The sequence below is a fragment of the Duganella sp. AC917 genome (assembly GCF_979258245.1).
Genome location: NZ_OZ409848.1, coordinates 6,681,322 through 6,695,804 on the forward strand (window position 1 = coordinate 6,681,322; position 14,483 = coordinate 6,695,804).

Genomic DNA, 14,483 nt, shown 5'->3' on the forward strand with positions numbered 1-14,483 from the left:
GCAACGTGCGCTATGGTGCGCTATCATGGCGGCTATGACTGAACCACAAACCCTGTATGAAGTGATCGGCGGCGAATCGCGCGTGCGCGAGATGGTCGACCGTTTTTACGACCTGATGGAACTCGAGCCCGAGTTCGCGCTGCTGCGCGCCGCCCATCCGCCCACGCTGGACAACGCGCGCGAGCGGCTGTTCATGTTTCTCAGCGGCTGGATGGGCGGGCCGGACCTGTACATCGCAGCGCACGGCCATCCGCGCCTGCGGATGCGGCACATGCCGTTCGCCATCGGCACGCAGGAGCGCGACCAGTGGCTGCGCGCGATGGCGTGGGCGATGGAGGATGTCGGCATCGACGAGGCGCTCAGGGTGCGGCTGATGGAGTCGTTCTACCAGACCGCCGACTGGATGCGCAACAAGCCGGATTGACGCCATGACCCACACCGAATTTATTGTCCTGCTGGCGGCGCTGGCGCTGGTGCTGGTGCTTCAGCTGGTCGCGCTGCTGCGCGCGCGCGCCGGTGGCGCCCAGGCCGACGGCGGCCTCGCCGAGCGCATCGAGCGGGTCGAGCGCGAAGTGCGCATGCAGCTGCAAACCACCGCCCAAACCACGCACGCGGCCAGCGTGCAGCAGTTCGAGGACATGCGCCGCCAGTTGCAGGCGCAGGGGCTGGTCGGGCGCGAAGAACAGAGCCGGGGCCTGAAGCAGTTCGCCGACAGCATGAACCAGGCGCTGGCCCGGCTGACCGAGTCGAACGCGGCGCGCATGCAGGAGGTGCGCGCGACCCTGGAGGCCAAGATCAAGGATCTGCAGGCCGACAACGGCGCCCGGCTCGAAGAGATGCGCAAAACCGTCGACGAGAAGCTGCACGCGACCCTCGAGACGCGGCTGACCGCCTCGTTCCAGCAGGTGTCCGAGCGGCTCGAGCGCGTTCACCAGGGCTTGGGCGAGATGCAGCAGCTGGCGCTGGGCGTCGGCGATTTGAAGCGGGTGCTGACCAACGTTAAAACGCGCGGCACCTGGGGCGAGGTGCAGCTGGAGATGCTGCTCGAGCAGGTGCTGACGCCGGAGCAGTACGGCAAGAACGTCGAAACCATCGCTGGCAGCGGCGCGCGCGTTGAATTCGCGCTCAAGCTGCCGGGGCAAATCGAGGGTGGGGCGCCGGTGTGGATGCCGATCGACGCCAAGTTCCCCAAGGAGCAATACGAAAGGCTGCTGGACGCCGCCGACCGCGCCGACGCCGAGGGCGTGGCGTTGGCCGGGCGCGAGCTGGAACGGGCGGTGCGCGGCGAGGCCAAAACGATTTCGGAAAAATACGTGTCGCCGCCGCACACCACGGATTTCGCCATCCTGTTCCTGCCGACCGAGGGCCTGTACGCGGAAGTGATGCGCCGTCCCGGCCTGGCCGATGAACTGCAGCGGCTACACCGCATCAGCATCGCCGGGCCGTCGACCTTGTCGGCGCTGCTCAACAGCCTGCAGATGGGCTTCCGCACCCTGGCGCTGGAGAAGCGCTCGTCGGAAGTGTGGCAGGTGCTGGGCGCGGTGAAGACGGAGTTCGCCAAGTTCGGCGACGTGCTGGCGGCGACCAAGCTGACCCTCGAGCGCGCCGCCAAGAACATCGAATCGGCCGAAACCCGCAGCCGGCAAATGGCGCGCAAGCTCAAGACGGTGGAGGCGCTGCCGAGCGAGGCGGCGCAGCTGCTGCTGGGGCCTGAAGTCGATAAAACCGATCTTGAAACGGACTAAATAACGGAGCCGATCATGCCAGGACGCAGCCTTGATTTTTCCACCGTCGGCATGCCGGCCGTCCAACGCGACAAGATCGTCAGCGCGGCCGACGCGGTCGGGCTGATACGCGACGGCGACACCATCGCCACCGGCGGCTTTGTCGGCGTCGGATTCGCCGAGAATATCGCGGTGGCGCTGGAGCGGCGCTTCCTCGCGCCGTCGTCCGACGGCGGCGGCCATCCGCGCGACCTGACCCTGGTCTACGCGGCAGGGCAGGGCGACGGCAAGGATCGCGGCCTCAATCACCTGGCGCACGAGGGCATGCTCAAACGGGTCGTCGGCGGTCACTGGAGCCTGGTGCCCAAGCTGCAGCAGCTGGCCATCGACGGCAAGATCGAAGCGTACAACCTGCCGCAAGGCGTCATCAGCCAGCTATTTCGCGACACCGCAGCCGGCAAACCCGGTTTGCTGACGCACGTCGGCCTGGGGACGTTTGTCGATCCGCGCCACGGCGGCGGCAAGATCAACGACCGCACCACCGAGGAGCTGGTGGAGGTGGCGACCATGGGCGGCAACGAGTACCTGTTCTACAAGGCGCAGCCGGTGCACGTGGGGATCATCCGGGGCACGACGGCGGACGCCAACGGCAACGTCACCATGGAGCGCGAGGCGCTGACGCTGGAGGCGCTGGCGATCGCGATGGCGGCGCACAACTCGGGCGGCATCGTCATCGTGCAGGTCGAGCGGATCGCCGAGCGCGGCACGCTCAATCCGCGCCAGGTCAAGATCCCCGGCATCCTGGTCGACTGCGTGGTGGTGGCCGAAAAGCCCGAATATCACATGCAGACTTTCGCCGAGCCTTACAACCCGGCGTTCGCCGGCGAACTGCGGGCGGCCTTGTCGGCGGTGGCGCCGATGCCGCTGTCGGAGCGCAAGATCATCGCGCGCCGCGCCTTGATGGAGCTGCGGCCGAACAATGTCGTCAATCTGGGCATCGGCATGCCGGAGGGTGTGGCCAATGTCGCGGCGGAGGAGAAGCTGCTCGACCTGGTGACCTTGACGGCCGAACCGGGCGTGATCGGCGGCCTGCCCGCCGGCGGCTTGAACTTCGGCGCGGCCACCAACGCTGACGCGGTCATCGACCAGCCTTACCAGTTCGATTTTTACGACGGCGGCGGGCTCGATGTGGCTTTTCTCGGCCTGGCGCAGGCCGACCGGCATGGGAATCTGAACGTCAGCAAATTCGGCAGCAAGCTGGCCGGCGCCGGAGGCTTCATCAACATCAGCCAGAACGCGCGCAAGGTGGTATTTGTCGGCACCTTCACCGCCGACAAGGGACGCACGCGTAAATTCATCGACGAAGTCGAGCATCGCACCTATAGCGGCGAGTATGCCGCGCGGCGCGGCCAGGAAGCCTTGTTCGTCACCGAGCGTTGCGTGTTCAAACTGGTGCTGGAGGATGGGGTGTCGGGACTGGAGTTGATCGAGATCGCGCCCGGCGTCGATCTGGAGCGCGACATTTTGGCGCAGATGGATTTCAAGCCTTCGATCAGCGCGGAGCTGAAGTTGATGGACGCGCGTATTTTCGGGCCATCGCCGATGAACTGGCGGGTCGACTTCCTGGCGCAGCCGCTGGAGCAGCGGCTGGTGTATGACGACAGGCAGGAACTGTTCTTCGTGAATTTCGAAGGCTTCGAGGTCGGCGACGCGGCCACCATCGAGCGTATTTGCGAGCTGGTGTCGGAGCGCCTGTCGCCGTTGGGACGCAAGGTGCCAGCGGTGATCAACTACGATAACTTCTCGATCGCGCCGGATTTGATGGATCAATATGTGGAGGCGGTCGACAAGCTCTCGGATCGCTACTACAGCAAGGTCACGCGCTACGCGCACAGCACCTTCATGCGCGCCAGCCTGGGGCGGGCATTCCGCCGCATCGAGAAGGACGCGGCGTTGTTCGCCAACTCGGCGGAGGCCCTGCTGCGGTTGCGGCAGGATGGATAGTCGCCGCGTTAAATCAAACCGTCGAACAGGATGATATCGACCGCGTCGCCAACGGCGACACTGGCCTGCTCATGCCGCAGCACGACGATGCAATTCGCCTCCGTCATCGAGCTCAGTATCCCCGAGCCCTGCGCGCCGGTGAGACGTACCAAGGCCTCGCCACCAGGGCCGGTGGTGACGATGCCGCGCTGGTACTCGGTGCGGCCGGGGCGCTTGCGGATTGCCTCCGTGGCGCGCGCCCGCACAGTCTGCGGCATCGCCTGGGCTTCGCCGACACCCATCATGCGCAGCAACGCCGGCCGCGCGAACATATAAAACGACACCATCACCGCCACTGGATTGCCCGGCAATCCAAACAGCCAGGCGGCGTCGCCGCCGTTGCGCACCTCACCGAAAGCCAGCGGGCGGCCCGGCCGCATCGCCAGCTTCCAGAAGGCGACGTCGCCGAGCAGCGCCATGATGTCGCGCGTGTAGTCGGCCGCGCCCTCGGACACGCCGCCCGAGGTGATGATGGCGTCGGCGTCGCGGCAGGCCGCCTGCAGCGCCGCCTGCAACGCCGCCGGATCGTCGCGCACGATGCCAAGGTCGACCACCTCGCAGCCGAGGCGCGTGAGCATGCCGAACAGGGTGTAGCGGTTGCTGTCGTAGACGCAGCCGGTATCGAGCGTGTCGCCCAGCGAGCGTAGTTCGTCGCCGGTGGAGAAGAACGCCACGCGCAGGCGGCGCCTCACCGTCACTTCGGCGATGCCGAGCGATGCCACCAGTCCCAGATCGGCGGGGCGCAGGATTTTTCCCTGCGCCAGCGCGACACCGCCGGCTTTCAAATCCTCGCCCGCGAAACGGCGATTGGCGCCGGCGCGGATTGTGCCGTGCGCGATGGTGACGTCCGATTCGCCGATGGCCGCCGCCAGTTCCTGCGGCAGCACGCTGTCGCAACCGGGTGGCATGGCGGCGCCAGTCATGATGCGGACGCATTCGCCGGGCGCCGCCGGCTGGTCGAACGGGCGGCCGGCGTAGGCGGCGCCGATGACCTTCAGCGTGACCGGGCCGGCTCCGGCATCGAGCGGCAAGTCGGCTCCGCGCAGCGCGTAGCCGTCCATCGCCGAGTTGTCGTAGGCCGGGACGTTGATCGGCGAGATGATGTCTTCGGCGAGCACCCGTTCCAGCGCGGAGAACAAGGCCACTTTTTCGGTTGCGGCGACCGCTGTGATGCGCTGTGCGATCAGGCGGCGCGCGTCGTCGACGGGCAGGGCGTCCGGGTCGCCAGACATCGTCGCCGCAGCCGCTTGTGGCGCGGCGGCTGGCACCTGCTCGGGCTCGTGGCGCTTCAGGTCTTCCAGCGTATTGATATTGCGGAAAGCGGAGGCGTCGTCGAACATGACTTCGGCCACGCGCAGCGATTTGTGCCAGCCCTCCACGCGGCGCGCGCCGGTGGCCAGGTAGGTCTCCAGCTGCGGCAGCAGGCTGGCCTTGAGCAGGCTGAATACGGGATGCGGCTGACGATACGGCTCGCCACCTTCCTGTTCGTCGGTTTCCATGGTCACGGCGACGGCCAGGTCGGCTTCCTGCGCCTCCAGCGCGGCGTACAGGCGCGCGGCCAGGTCGGCCGGAAGGAAGGGCGAGTCGCACGGTACCGTCAGCAGCAGTTCGGTGGCGCAGTAATGCAGGCCCGCCTGCAGGCCGGCCAACGGGCCTTCGAAGCCGATCATCCGATCGGGCATGACAACGGTGTCGGCGCCGGCGGCGGCTTGGTATTGCGGCAGATTGCGGTTGGCGTTGATGGCGACGGTGTCGACCTGCGGCGCCAGGCGTCGCAGCACATGGGCGATCATGGTCGTGCCGCGGAATGGCTGCAAGCCCTTGTCGACGCGGCCCATGCGGGTGCCGCGTCCGCCCGCGAGTATCAACCCGGTGATCTTGCTCTTCACGACACTAGCCTCCGATGTAGGACATTTCGACCTTGTTGGCGCTGCGCGGCAGGCCGTCGGTATTGTTGGTGCGTCGTTCGGAATAGCGGTCGCCGCGCGCGCGCCACAGGTGCGCCAGCACGGTGCTGATTTCCGCGTCGCTGCGGCCTTCGCGCAGCAGCGCGCGCAGATCGTGGCCGCTGGTGGCGAACAGGCAGGTGTAGAGCTTACCCTCGGTCGACAGGCGCGCGCGCGAGCAGTCCGCGCAGAACGCTTGCGTGACGCTGGAGATCAGGCCGATTTCGCCGCCGCCGTCACTGTAGCGCCAGCGCGAGGCCGTTTCGCCGGCATAGTTGGCGGCGACCGGCTCGAGCGCCATCTCGGCCTGGATGCGGCGCACCACCTCGGCCGACGGAATCACCTCGTCCATTTTCCAGCCGTTGGAGGCGCCGACGTCCATGTATTCGATGAAGCGCAGGATGTACGGCGTGTTCCTGAAGTGGCGCGCCATCGGCAGGATCTGGTCGTCGTTCATGCCGCCCTTGACCACCATGTTGATCTTGATCGGTCCCAGTCCCACTTGGTGCGCCATATCTATGCCCTTGAGCACATCGTCGACCGAGAAATCGACATCGTTCATGCGCTGGAAGGTGGCGTTGTCGAGGGCATCGAGCGACACGGTCACGCGCTGCAGGCCGGCGTCCTTGAGCGACTGCGCCTTGCGCGCCAGCAGCGAGGCGTTGGTGGTCAAGGTCAGGTCGAGCGGCTTGCCGTTGATGGTCTTGAGTTCCGCGAGCATGCCGATCAGGCGCTCGAGGTTCTTGCGCAGCAGCGGCTCGCCGCCGGTCAGGCGGATTTTCTCGACGCCGTGGGCGATGAATGTTTTCGCCAGCCGCGTGATTTCCTCGAACGACAGCAGCGACGTATGCGGCAGGTACTGGTAATCGTTGTCGAACACCGCCTTCGGCATGCAGTACACGCAGCGGAAGTTACAGCGATCGGTCACGGAGATGCGCAGGTCGTGCAGCGGCCGGGCCAGCTGATCGCTCAGCAAGCCGGTCGGCGCTTCCAGGATCGCGGGAATGGCGGGCGCGCTGCGGCGCTGCTCGGCCATCATGATGATTTTTTCTGCCATGACTCTACACTATTGCTGTTTAGGAAATTCGCTTACCGCGAAGGAGCTACGATAGCACGACCGCGCAATTGCCGTGCCGGATGAAAAAAGGGAAGCACGCGGCTTCCCTTTTTTGTTGCTACCGGACCGGTTTAACGGTTAGCGGCGGGTGTCGACTTGAACCAGCGGTTCGTCAGCTTGAGGAGGCAGTGGCTTGCGCTCGCGTGGAACGCGCACCGGGGCCGCTACCTTGGCGGCGGCTTCCTGCGCCGCGCGCAGCTTGGCCGGATCGGTGGCTGCCAGGGTCAGGCCGGCGGAACCGAGCACTGCTTGCAGGTCGACCGGGGCGGCTGCAGGAGCAGCTACCGGGGCTGGCGCAGGGGCTGGTGCCGGTGCCGGTGCTGCCACCGGTGCCGGGGTTGGCACAGGCGCAGGCGCGGCAGCGACTGGCTCGGCAACCACTGGCGCGGCCACCGCAGTCTCGACTTCGGCTTGCACCGGAGTTTCGACCTTGGCTTCCACTGGCGCTTCAACCGGAGCGACCTCGGCTGCCACTGGCGCGGCGGCTTCGGCAACCACTGCCGGTGCGGTGACCGGCTCGGCGACCGGTGCGGCAAAGGCGTCCTCGGTTTGAACCGGAGTTGCCGCTGCGAGTGGCGATTCGGCTTGCATAACTACGGTGCCTTCCACGCCGGCGTCTACCGGCTCGGCAGCCTTGGCCGATTCGATGGCCGGGGCTGGAGCAGGTGCAGGTGCAGGTGCAGGTGCAACGGCGGCCTCGACGGCTGGCGCTGGCTCTGCCGCTTCCACTTTCGCGGCGACCGGCTCGGCGGCTACGGATGCTTCGACTGGTGCTGGGGCGGATGCCGCGGCGTCAGCCTCGGCGACCGGAGCGACGTTGAAGCTCGGCGCTTTGTGCTCGCCTTGCTCACCAGCTTCGCCGGCGACTTCGTTTTCCTGGCCGTCAACACCTTCGACGCCCTCGCCACCTTCGCGGTCGCGGCGATTGCGGTTGCGACCGCCACGACGACGACGGCGGCGCGGCTCTTCGCCGTCGGCCGTCACTTCGTTCTCATCGCCCTCTGGACCGGCGTTCGGCGCGGTTTTCAGGATGCTGGTGGCGGCGTCGGCGCCGGTCACCGGACCGGTCGATGCCAGACCGGTGTTCAATGCCAGCTCTTCCACTTTGGCTTCAACCGGTGCCTTGTCGGCGCGCGGCTCGCGTGGTGGACGCGGGGTGCGCTCGGCACGTTCCGGACGCTCTGCGCGTTCAGGACGCTCGGCGCGCTCGCGCGGTGCCTGGCCTTCGGCGGTCACGCCGACGCCGGCGCCGGCATTTTCACGCGGCTCGCGCGGCTCGCGCGGCGGACGTGGTGGACGGGCAGGGCGGCCGGTGGCGTCGACCGGCTTGGCTTCGTCCGCTACCGGACGGGCCGCGCCTGGTTCGCGCTCTTCGCGCTCGCCACGGGCGCCTTTGCCGTTACGGCTGCGGCCGCGCGGACCACGAGCGTTGCGGTCGCCGCGGTCCGGCGATGGCGCCTTGACAACGATGGTTGGCTGCTGCGGCTGCGCGACGGGGGCCGGTTTCGGGCTCAGGAAGCTGAACAGCTTGGCGAAGAAGCCTTGCTCGGCCGGGGCCGGCACAGGGGCGGGCGCCGGCGTGATGACGGTTTCGGCAGGCTTGCGCTCGACCAGCGGGGCCGGCTGGTCAGGGGTGATGGTCTTGACCATGGCTTCCTGGCGCGGCTTGGCTTCTTCCTTCTGGCGCTTGCTGTAGGCCATGTCGGTTTCGGCGGTCTCGGCCAGGGTATAGCTGGCCTGGCTGTCTTCCAGACGCGGGTCGTCGTGCTTGATGCGCTCGAGCTTGTAGTGCGGCGTGTCCAGATGCTTGTTCGGGATCAGGATGACGGCGATGCGATGGCGGTTTTCGATCTTCAGCACTTCGCCGCGCTTTTCGTTGAGCAGGAAGGCGGCGACGTCCACGGGAACCTGCACGTGGATGGTAGCCGAGTTTTCCTTCATCGCCTCTTCCTGGATGATGCGCAGGACTTGCAGAGCCGACGATTCGGTGTCGCGGATGTGGCCGGTGCCGGAGCAGCGCGGGCACGTCACGTGCGAACCTTCGGATAGCGACGGACGCAGGCGTTGACGCGACAGTTCCATCAGGCCGAAGCGCGAAATTTTGCCCATTTGAACGCGGGCGCGGTCGTGGTGCAGCGCGTCCTTCAGGCGCTGTTCGACTTCGCGCTGGTTCTTGGCCACTTCCATGTCGATGAAGTCGATCACGATCAGGCCGCCCAAGTCGCGCAGGCGCAGCTGGCGGGCCACTTCTTCGGCCGCTTCGCAGTTGGTGTTGAAGGCGGTGGTCTCGATGTCCGAACCGCGCGTGGCGCGGGCCGAGTTGACGTCGACCGAGACCAGCGCTTCGGTGTGGTCGATGACGATGGCGCCGCCCGATGGCAGCGGCACGGTGCGCGAGTACGCGGTTTCAATCTGATGTTCAATCTGGAAACGCGAGAACAGCGGCACGTCGTCGCTGTAGCGCTTTACACGGTGCACCATGTCGGGCATCACGTGGCTCATGAACTGGTGCGCTTGTTCGTAGATATCGTCGGTATCGATCAGGATCTCGCCGATATCGGGCTGGAAGTAGTCGCGAATCGCGCGGATCACCAGCGACGACTCCTGGTAGATCAGGAATGCGCCCGAGGCCGATTTGCCGGCGCCTTCGATCGCGCGCCACAGTTGCATCAGGTAGTTCAAGTCCCACTGCAGCTCGTCGACGTTGCGGCCGATGCCGGCGGTGCGGGCGATGACCGACATGCCTGGCGGCAGATCCAGCTTGTCCATGGTTTCGCGCAATTCCTGGCGCTCTTCACCTTCGACGCGGCGGGATACACCACCACCGCGCGGGTTGTTAGGCATCAAGACCAGATAGCGGCCGGCCAGCGAGACGAACGAGGTCAGGGCGGCGCCTTTGTTGCCGCGCTCTTCCTTCTCGACCTGGACCATGATTTCCTGGCCTTCGCGCAGCGCTTCCTTGACGGAGGCGGTGCGAACGTCGACGCCTTCACGGAAATAAGTGCGGGCTACTTCTTTGAAAGGGAGGAAACCGTGCCTATCTTCGCCGTAACTGACGAAGCACGCTTCCAGCGACGGCTCGATGCGGGTGATCACGCCTTTGTAGATGTTGGACTTACGCTGTTCGCGTCCGGCGGTTTCGATGTCGATATCGATCAGTTTCTGACCGTCGACAATCGCTACGCGCAGCTCTTCTTGCTGCGTAGCATTAAACAACATGCGTTTCATTTTTATTAACTCCGCGACCCGTAGGCCATCTCTATGCCGTTCGCCCTGAAGCGAAACGGCGAGGTACAGGGATATACGCGAGAATTAAGACGATTGCGGTGGGTATGCCCATCCTGTGTGGCGCAGCGACGCGGGCGGGAGGCCAGCGTTGCGGCCGCAACTGGGCGCATGAAAGTCGATCGACATGCCGAGTGCCCGCATCACCTGCAACTCTTCCATGCGGCCCGTAAGGGAGGCAGAGAAATGCAGGCGGTGAGCAGCGTCGTTGAAAGCCAAATCCTGGCCACGCTTACGTACTACAAGTATTACAACTTCGATATTACAACTTCGCGAAGTTGCAATGTAACCAGGCTGGTTTTAGCCTTCCGTCGCTTGCAGCAAAGCATGGGGTCTGGCGAAAACGGCAAGCGTTATCAACTTCATCAACCGGCCAGCCTGGTTCGAAACCAGGCTGGCCGGACTTTATCCTTACAATCCAATCATTTTAATTCTGCATCCATGCCGGCATCCGATTACAACAACGGTGCAACCTTGATTCCCGCATGGCTGGTGCGTATACATATTTTCCTCTGAATTTGCAATTTGGCGAGGCCAGTGGAGACGCCCCTGTGTAAAATGTGCTTTTATTCTTACACTTGCCGCAGTTCAAACCGCAGCGAAACAATTATATATTCAAAATGAAGGACTTAGAGAGATTTCTGGGAAGACAGAGCAAATGAAGATGCAAAATGATGTTGTTCCCCCTTCAACACCGCTGCCGCTGCAAGCACAATTCGTCACCATCACTGAAGAAGAAGCCGGTCAACGCATCGATAACTACTTGTTGCGTATTTGCAAAGGCGTGCCGAAAAGCCACGTTTACCGCATCCTGCGCTCGGGCGAAGTGCGCGTCAACAAGGGCCGTATCGACCAGCTGTACCGTCTCGTGCAGGGCGACGTGGTCCGGATTCCGCCGGTGCGCATCGCGGAAAAAGCCGACACCACGCATGTGCCGGCCGCCGAATTCAAGGTGATTTTCGAAGACGCCCACTTATTAGTCATCGACAAACCGGCCGGCGTGGCCGTTCATGGCGGCTCCGGCGTGTCGTTTGGCGTCATTGAACAGCTGCGCGCGTCGCGGCCGGACGCCAAATTCCTCGAGCTGGTGCACCGGCTCGACCGCGACACGTCGGGACTTCTATTGTTGGCGAAGAAACGTTCGGCGCTGACCAACCTGCACGAGCAGATGCGCGACGGCCATACCGACAAGCGTTACCTGACCATGGTCGCAGGCGACTGGAAGAATGCGCGCCAGCACGTCAAGCTGCCGCTGCATAAGTACACGACCGCCGACGGCGAGCGCCGCGTGGCCGTGCAGGCCGATGGCCTGCCGTCGCACACGGTGTTCACGTTGCTGAAGAAATTCAAGGATTTCGCGCTGCTGGAAGCCGAGCTGAAGACCGGGCGCACGCACCAGATCCGCGTTCATCTGTCATCGTCCGGCTTCGCCATCCTTGGTGACGACAAATACGGCGATTTCGCCCTGAACCGAGTCCTGCTCAAGGCCGACGCCACCCGTGGCGCGCTCAAGCGGATGTTCCTACACGCGCATCAAATTACGTTCACCCACCCTGATTCCGGAAAAATCATGACGTTGAACGCGCCATTGGCCGCCGAATGTGAACGATTCTTGGTAAGCTTGGGAAAACCTCTTAACTAATCGCAAATATTCTGAAGGAGCCGGCCGCTGTGCGTGGCCGGAACACATGGCAAGAAAGCTATTTGATCTGATCGTCTTCGATTGGGACGGAACGTTGATGGATTCCACGTCAACGATCGTGAAGTGCATCCAGGCGTCGGCGCGCGACCTGTCCCTGCCGATTCCACGCGACGATGTCGCCGCCCACGTGATCGGCCTCGGTTTGCACGAAGCGATGCAGGCGGTGCTGCCGGAGATCGATCCGTCCTACTATCCACGCATGGTGGAGCGCTACCGCTACCATTTCCTGTCGCGCGACCATGAACTGGTGCTGTTCCCGGGCGTGCAGGACATGCTGGTCGACTTGTCGCAAAGCGGCTATTTTCTGGCCGTGGCTACCGGCAAAAGCCGAGTCGGCTTGAACCGGGCGATGAACGACGTTAAGCTGTTGTCGATGTTCGATGCGACGCGCTGCGCCGATGAGACTTTTTCCAAGCCGCACCCGGCCATGTTGCAGGAGTTGACGCGGGAGTTGGGCCAGGATATGAGGCGTACGGTGATGATCGGCGACACTTCGCACGATTTGCTGATGGCAAACAACGCCGGAGCGTCGGCGATCGCGGTCCAGTACGGCGCCCATCCAGTGGATCAGCTGGCGGCCTGCAATCCGCTGTACTCGGCGGCGACCGTGGCCGAATTGCATCAATGGTTGAGCGAGAACGCTTGATGAGCGAACAAATACTGGTGTGTGCGTCGGACGCGGTGCTGGAGGGCGGCAAGGGCGTGCGCTTTGCCGTCACCGCCGGCGGCGCCGACGGCACCGGTTTCGTGGTGCGCTATGGCGGCAAACCGTACGCCTACCTGAATCGCTGTGCGCACGTGCCGATCGAGCTGGACTGGGCGGAAGGCGAGTTTTTCGAGTCCAGTGGCCTGTATCTGATGTGCGCGACGCACGGGGCGATTTATGTCCCGGACAGCGGCCTGTGCGCCGGCGGCCCTTGCCGTGGCGGGCGCTTGCGCCCGATCGGCGTGGTCGAACACGATGACGGCATCTTCTGGCAACCCGACGATTATGTGCGCCCGCTTGTCCCCAAAACGCCTGAAAACCCACAACCAAAGTAATCCATGAGCGATAACCTCGATAGCCACCACCTTCCTCCGACGCCGGCGCAGCCCGCCACCCCGGCGGTACCCGCTTCCAACTGGGAACGCGAGGTGCTGGAAAAACTGGTGTTTGCCACATTGAAAGAGCAGAAGTCGTCGCGCCGGTGGGGAATCTTTTTCAAGTTTGCTACCTTGCTGGTCATTATTGTCGCGCTGGGTAGTTATTTCGACTTCAACTGGACCGGTTCAGAGGAAACGCTGGGCCGCCACACGGCGCTGATCGAAATCGACGGCGCCATCGAATCGGAAGGCAGCGGCGCGGCCTCGGTGGTGATCCCCGCGCTGAACAAGGCGTTTGCCGATTCCGGCTCGGTCGCCATCGTCATGCACATCAACAGCCCGGGCGGCAGTCCCGTCCAGGCCGGCATGATCGTCGACGAGATGAACCGCTTGCGCAAAGGCTATCCGGGCAAGCCGCTGTATGTGGTGGTGGACGAGATCTGCGCGTCCGGCTGCTATTACATCGCCGCCGGCGCCGACCGCATTTATGTCAACAAGGCCAGCATCGTCGGTTCCATCGGCGTGCTGATGGATGGCTTCGGCTTCACCGGCTTCATGGACAAGGTCGGCGTCGAGCGCCGCCTGCTGACGGCCGGCGAGAACAAGGGTTTCATGGACCCGTTCACGCCGCTGACGGACAAGCACCGGCAGTATGCGCAGTCCATGCTCGACGAGATCCACCAGCAGTTCATCCAGGTGGTGCGCAACGGCCGCGGCAAGCGGCTCAAGGAAAGCCCGGAAATGTTCTCCGGCCTGTTCTGGACCGGCGCCAAGTCGATCGACATGGGACTGGCAGACGCGCTGGGCACGGTAGACAGCGTCGCGCGCGACGTTATCCGCGCCGAAGATATCGTCGACTACACCCAGCATGAAGGCCTGCCCGAGCGCGTGCTGAAGAAATTCGGCGCGGCGATGGGCGCGGGCGCGATGAAGTCGGCGGTCCAGACCGTGACGCCGAGCTTGCGCTGACGCGTTAGTCGCCACGCCCCTGTTTCTGGCGTGGCGATAAACATTAACAATCCGGTCTTATTTCGGCTTGCATATCCGACTTGGTGGACTATAGTAAGGGGGTAGTTCTTTCCAAGGGAGGCCGATATAAACAGTTTATCTCGTTGTCAGCAGATCTTGATTCAGTGTGATTGAACTACTTAAGCCGCATCATGGATGCGGATTTGAGAGAATTTCGATTCCTCGTCAGAGTCTCTTCATGGGACTGAAAACAGCGGCGCAATGCCGCTGTTTTCTATTGCGCGCAGCGTAGCATCGCGGGGACGACATCGGCGGGCGCGTCCGGCACTGTGGCGCCGTCGCGCGGCGCGTGGCCGGCCGGCTCCGGTTCCTGGCGCTCCGGCGCGGATTGCGCGAAGCCGCCGGCGTCGAGCCAGGCGAGAAAATCGGTTTGGCGCTGCGCATGCCAGCGCGTCTGGCCGTTCGCCCCCGGCGTGCCGCAAGGGATGCAGTTGCGGCAGCGCGCCAGCAGCAGTTCGGTGCGGTGCATGGCGGCCTGTTCCTGTGCAGCCGGATTCGTGTTGAGTACGGTGGTCATGGTGTCGTCCTGCTGAGTATTTCCTAGTCCACTAGGC

General features: G+C 64.2%; 12 protein-coding genes. 8 read left to right on the top strand and 4 right to left on the bottom strand.

The genetic code is table 11. The annotated features are described in order from the left end of the window. Positions 1-25 precede the first annotated feature (25 nt). Genes ACZ0BA_RS29215 through ACZ0BA_RS29225 form a run of 3 tightly spaced genes read left to right on the top strand, consistent with a single transcriptional unit; the run spans position 26 to position 3,728 of the window. Positions 26-424: a group II truncated hemoglobin gene (locus tag ACZ0BA_RS29215; protein WP_463454633.1), complete on the top strand. Its 399-nt coding sequence runs from the start codon at positions 26-28 to the stop codon at positions 422-424. Between the two features lie 4 nt (positions 425-428). Next, positions 429-1,745 (top strand): DNA recombination protein RmuC, encoded by a 1,317-nt coding sequence (locus ACZ0BA_RS29220; protein ID WP_463454634.1) that lies wholly within the window; start codon positions 429-431, stop codon positions 1,743-1,745. 15 nt (positions 1,746-1,760) lie between these two features. After that, positions 1,761-3,728 carry an acyl CoA:acetate/3-ketoacid CoA transferase gene (locus ACZ0BA_RS29225; protein WP_463454635.1) on the top strand — a complete coding sequence of 656 codons (1,968 nt, stop codon included), beginning with the start codon at positions 1,761-1,763 and terminating at the stop codon, positions 3,726-3,728. 8 nt (positions 3,729-3,736) lie between these two features. On the opposite strand, the gene moeA is transcribed toward ACZ0BA_RS29225, so the two are convergent. From moeA to ACZ0BA_RS29240, 3 genes are all read right to left on the bottom strand, one after another. After that, positions 3,737-5,656, bottom strand: a complete 1,920-nt coding sequence (gene moeA / locus ACZ0BA_RS29230) for a molybdopterin molybdotransferase MoeA (RefSeq protein ID WP_463454636.1) — start codon at positions 5,654-5,656, stop codon at positions 3,737-3,739. 4 nt (positions 5,657-5,660) lie between these two features. Further along, on the bottom strand, positions 5,661-6,770 hold the full coding sequence (gene moaA, locus ACZ0BA_RS29235) for a GTP 3',8-cyclase MoaA (protein ID WP_463454637.1): 1,110 nt from the start codon (positions 6,768-6,770) through the stop codon (positions 5,661-5,663). A gap of 138 nt (positions 6,771-6,908) precedes the next feature. Continuing rightward, complete coding sequence (locus ACZ0BA_RS29240; protein ID WP_463454638.1) at positions 6,909-10,058, bottom strand: Rne/Rng family ribonuclease; 3,150 nt, start codon at positions 10,056-10,058, stop codon at positions 6,909-6,911. A gap of 168 nt (positions 10,059-10,226) precedes the next feature. Between ACZ0BA_RS29240 and ACZ0BA_RS29245 the strand changes: the two genes are divergently transcribed. The 5 genes from ACZ0BA_RS29245 to ACZ0BA_RS29265 all read left to right on the top strand — a co-directional run bounded on the left by ACZ0BA_RS29245 (position 10,227) and on the right by ACZ0BA_RS29265 (position 13,869). Continuing rightward, on the top strand, positions 10,227-10,631 hold the full coding sequence (locus tag ACZ0BA_RS29245) for a hypothetical protein (RefSeq protein WP_463454639.1): 405 nt from the start codon (positions 10,227-10,229) through the stop codon (positions 10,629-10,631). A gap of 142 nt (positions 10,632-10,773) precedes the next feature. Next, a complete protein-coding gene (locus ACZ0BA_RS29250; protein ID WP_463454640.1) occupies positions 10,774-11,757 on the top strand; it encodes an RluA family pseudouridine synthase in 984 nt (327 codons plus the stop codon). 46 nt (positions 11,758-11,803) lie between these two features. Further along, complete coding sequence (locus ACZ0BA_RS29255; RefSeq protein WP_463454641.1) at positions 11,804-12,463, top strand: HAD-IIIA family hydrolase; 660 nt, start codon at positions 11,804-11,806, stop codon at positions 12,461-12,463. Beyond that, the gene (locus ACZ0BA_RS29260) at positions 12,463-12,858 is read left to right on the top strand and encodes a Rieske (2Fe-2S) protein (protein ID WP_463454642.1); all 396 of its coding nucleotides are present in this window, start codon (positions 12,463-12,465) and stop codon (positions 12,856-12,858) included. Before ACZ0BA_RS29255 ends, ACZ0BA_RS29260 begins: the two co-directional genes overlap by 1 nt. Before the next feature lie 3 nt (positions 12,859-12,861). Continuing rightward, on the top strand, positions 12,862-13,869 hold the full coding sequence (locus ACZ0BA_RS29265; RefSeq protein WP_463454643.1) for a S49 family peptidase: 1,008 nt from the start codon (positions 12,862-12,864) through the stop codon (positions 13,867-13,869). Between the two features lie 274 nt (positions 13,870-14,143). Here ACZ0BA_RS29265 and ACZ0BA_RS29270 read toward each other — a convergent pair whose 3' ends face one another. After that, positions 14,144-14,446 carry a hypothetical protein gene (locus tag ACZ0BA_RS29270; RefSeq protein WP_463454644.1) on the bottom strand — a complete coding sequence of 101 codons (303 nt, stop codon included), beginning with the start codon at positions 14,444-14,446 and terminating at the stop codon, positions 14,144-14,146. Positions 14,447-14,483: the final 37 nt, after the last annotated feature.

Excerpts from the sequence above, each read along its gene's own strand:
- ACZ0BA_RS29220 (WP_463454634.1), top strand. The coding sequence starts at position 429 with ATGACCCACACCGAATTTATTGTCCTGCTGGCGGCGCTGGCGCTGGTG.
- ACZ0BA_RS29270 (WP_463454644.1), bottom strand. The coding sequence starts at position 14,446 with ATGACCACCGTACTCAACACGAATCCGGCTGCACAGGAACAGGCCGCC.
- ACZ0BA_RS29245 (WP_463454639.1), top strand. The coding sequence starts at position 10,227 with ATGAAAGTCGATCGACATGCCGAGTGCCCGCATCACCTGCAACTCTTC.
- ACZ0BA_RS29265 (WP_463454643.1), top strand. The coding sequence starts at position 12,862 with ATGAGCGATAACCTCGATAGCCACCACCTTCCTCCGACGCCGGCGCAG.
- ACZ0BA_RS29250 (WP_463454640.1), top strand. The coding sequence starts at position 10,774 with ATGAAGATGCAAAATGATGTTGTTCCCCCTTCAACACCGCTGCCGCTG.
- ACZ0BA_RS29240 (WP_463454638.1), bottom strand. The coding sequence starts at position 10,058 with ATGAAACGCATGTTGTTTAATGCTACGCAGCAAGAAGAGCTGCGCGTA.
- ACZ0BA_RS29260 (WP_463454642.1), top strand. The coding sequence starts at position 12,463 with ATGAGCGAACAAATACTGGTGTGTGCGTCGGACGCGGTGCTGGAGGGC.
- ACZ0BA_RS29215 (WP_463454633.1), top strand. The coding sequence starts at position 26 with ATGGCGGCTATGACTGAACCACAAACCCTGTATGAAGTGATCGGCGGC.
- ACZ0BA_RS29225 (WP_463454635.1), top strand. The coding sequence starts at position 1,761 with ATGCCAGGACGCAGCCTTGATTTTTCCACCGTCGGCATGCCGGCCGTC.
- ACZ0BA_RS29255 (WP_463454641.1), top strand. The coding sequence starts at position 11,804 with ATGGCAAGAAAGCTATTTGATCTGATCGTCTTCGATTGGGACGGAACG.
- moaA (WP_463454637.1), bottom strand. The coding sequence starts at position 6,770 with ATGGCAGAAAAAATCATCATGATGGCCGAGCAGCGCCGCAGCGCGCCC.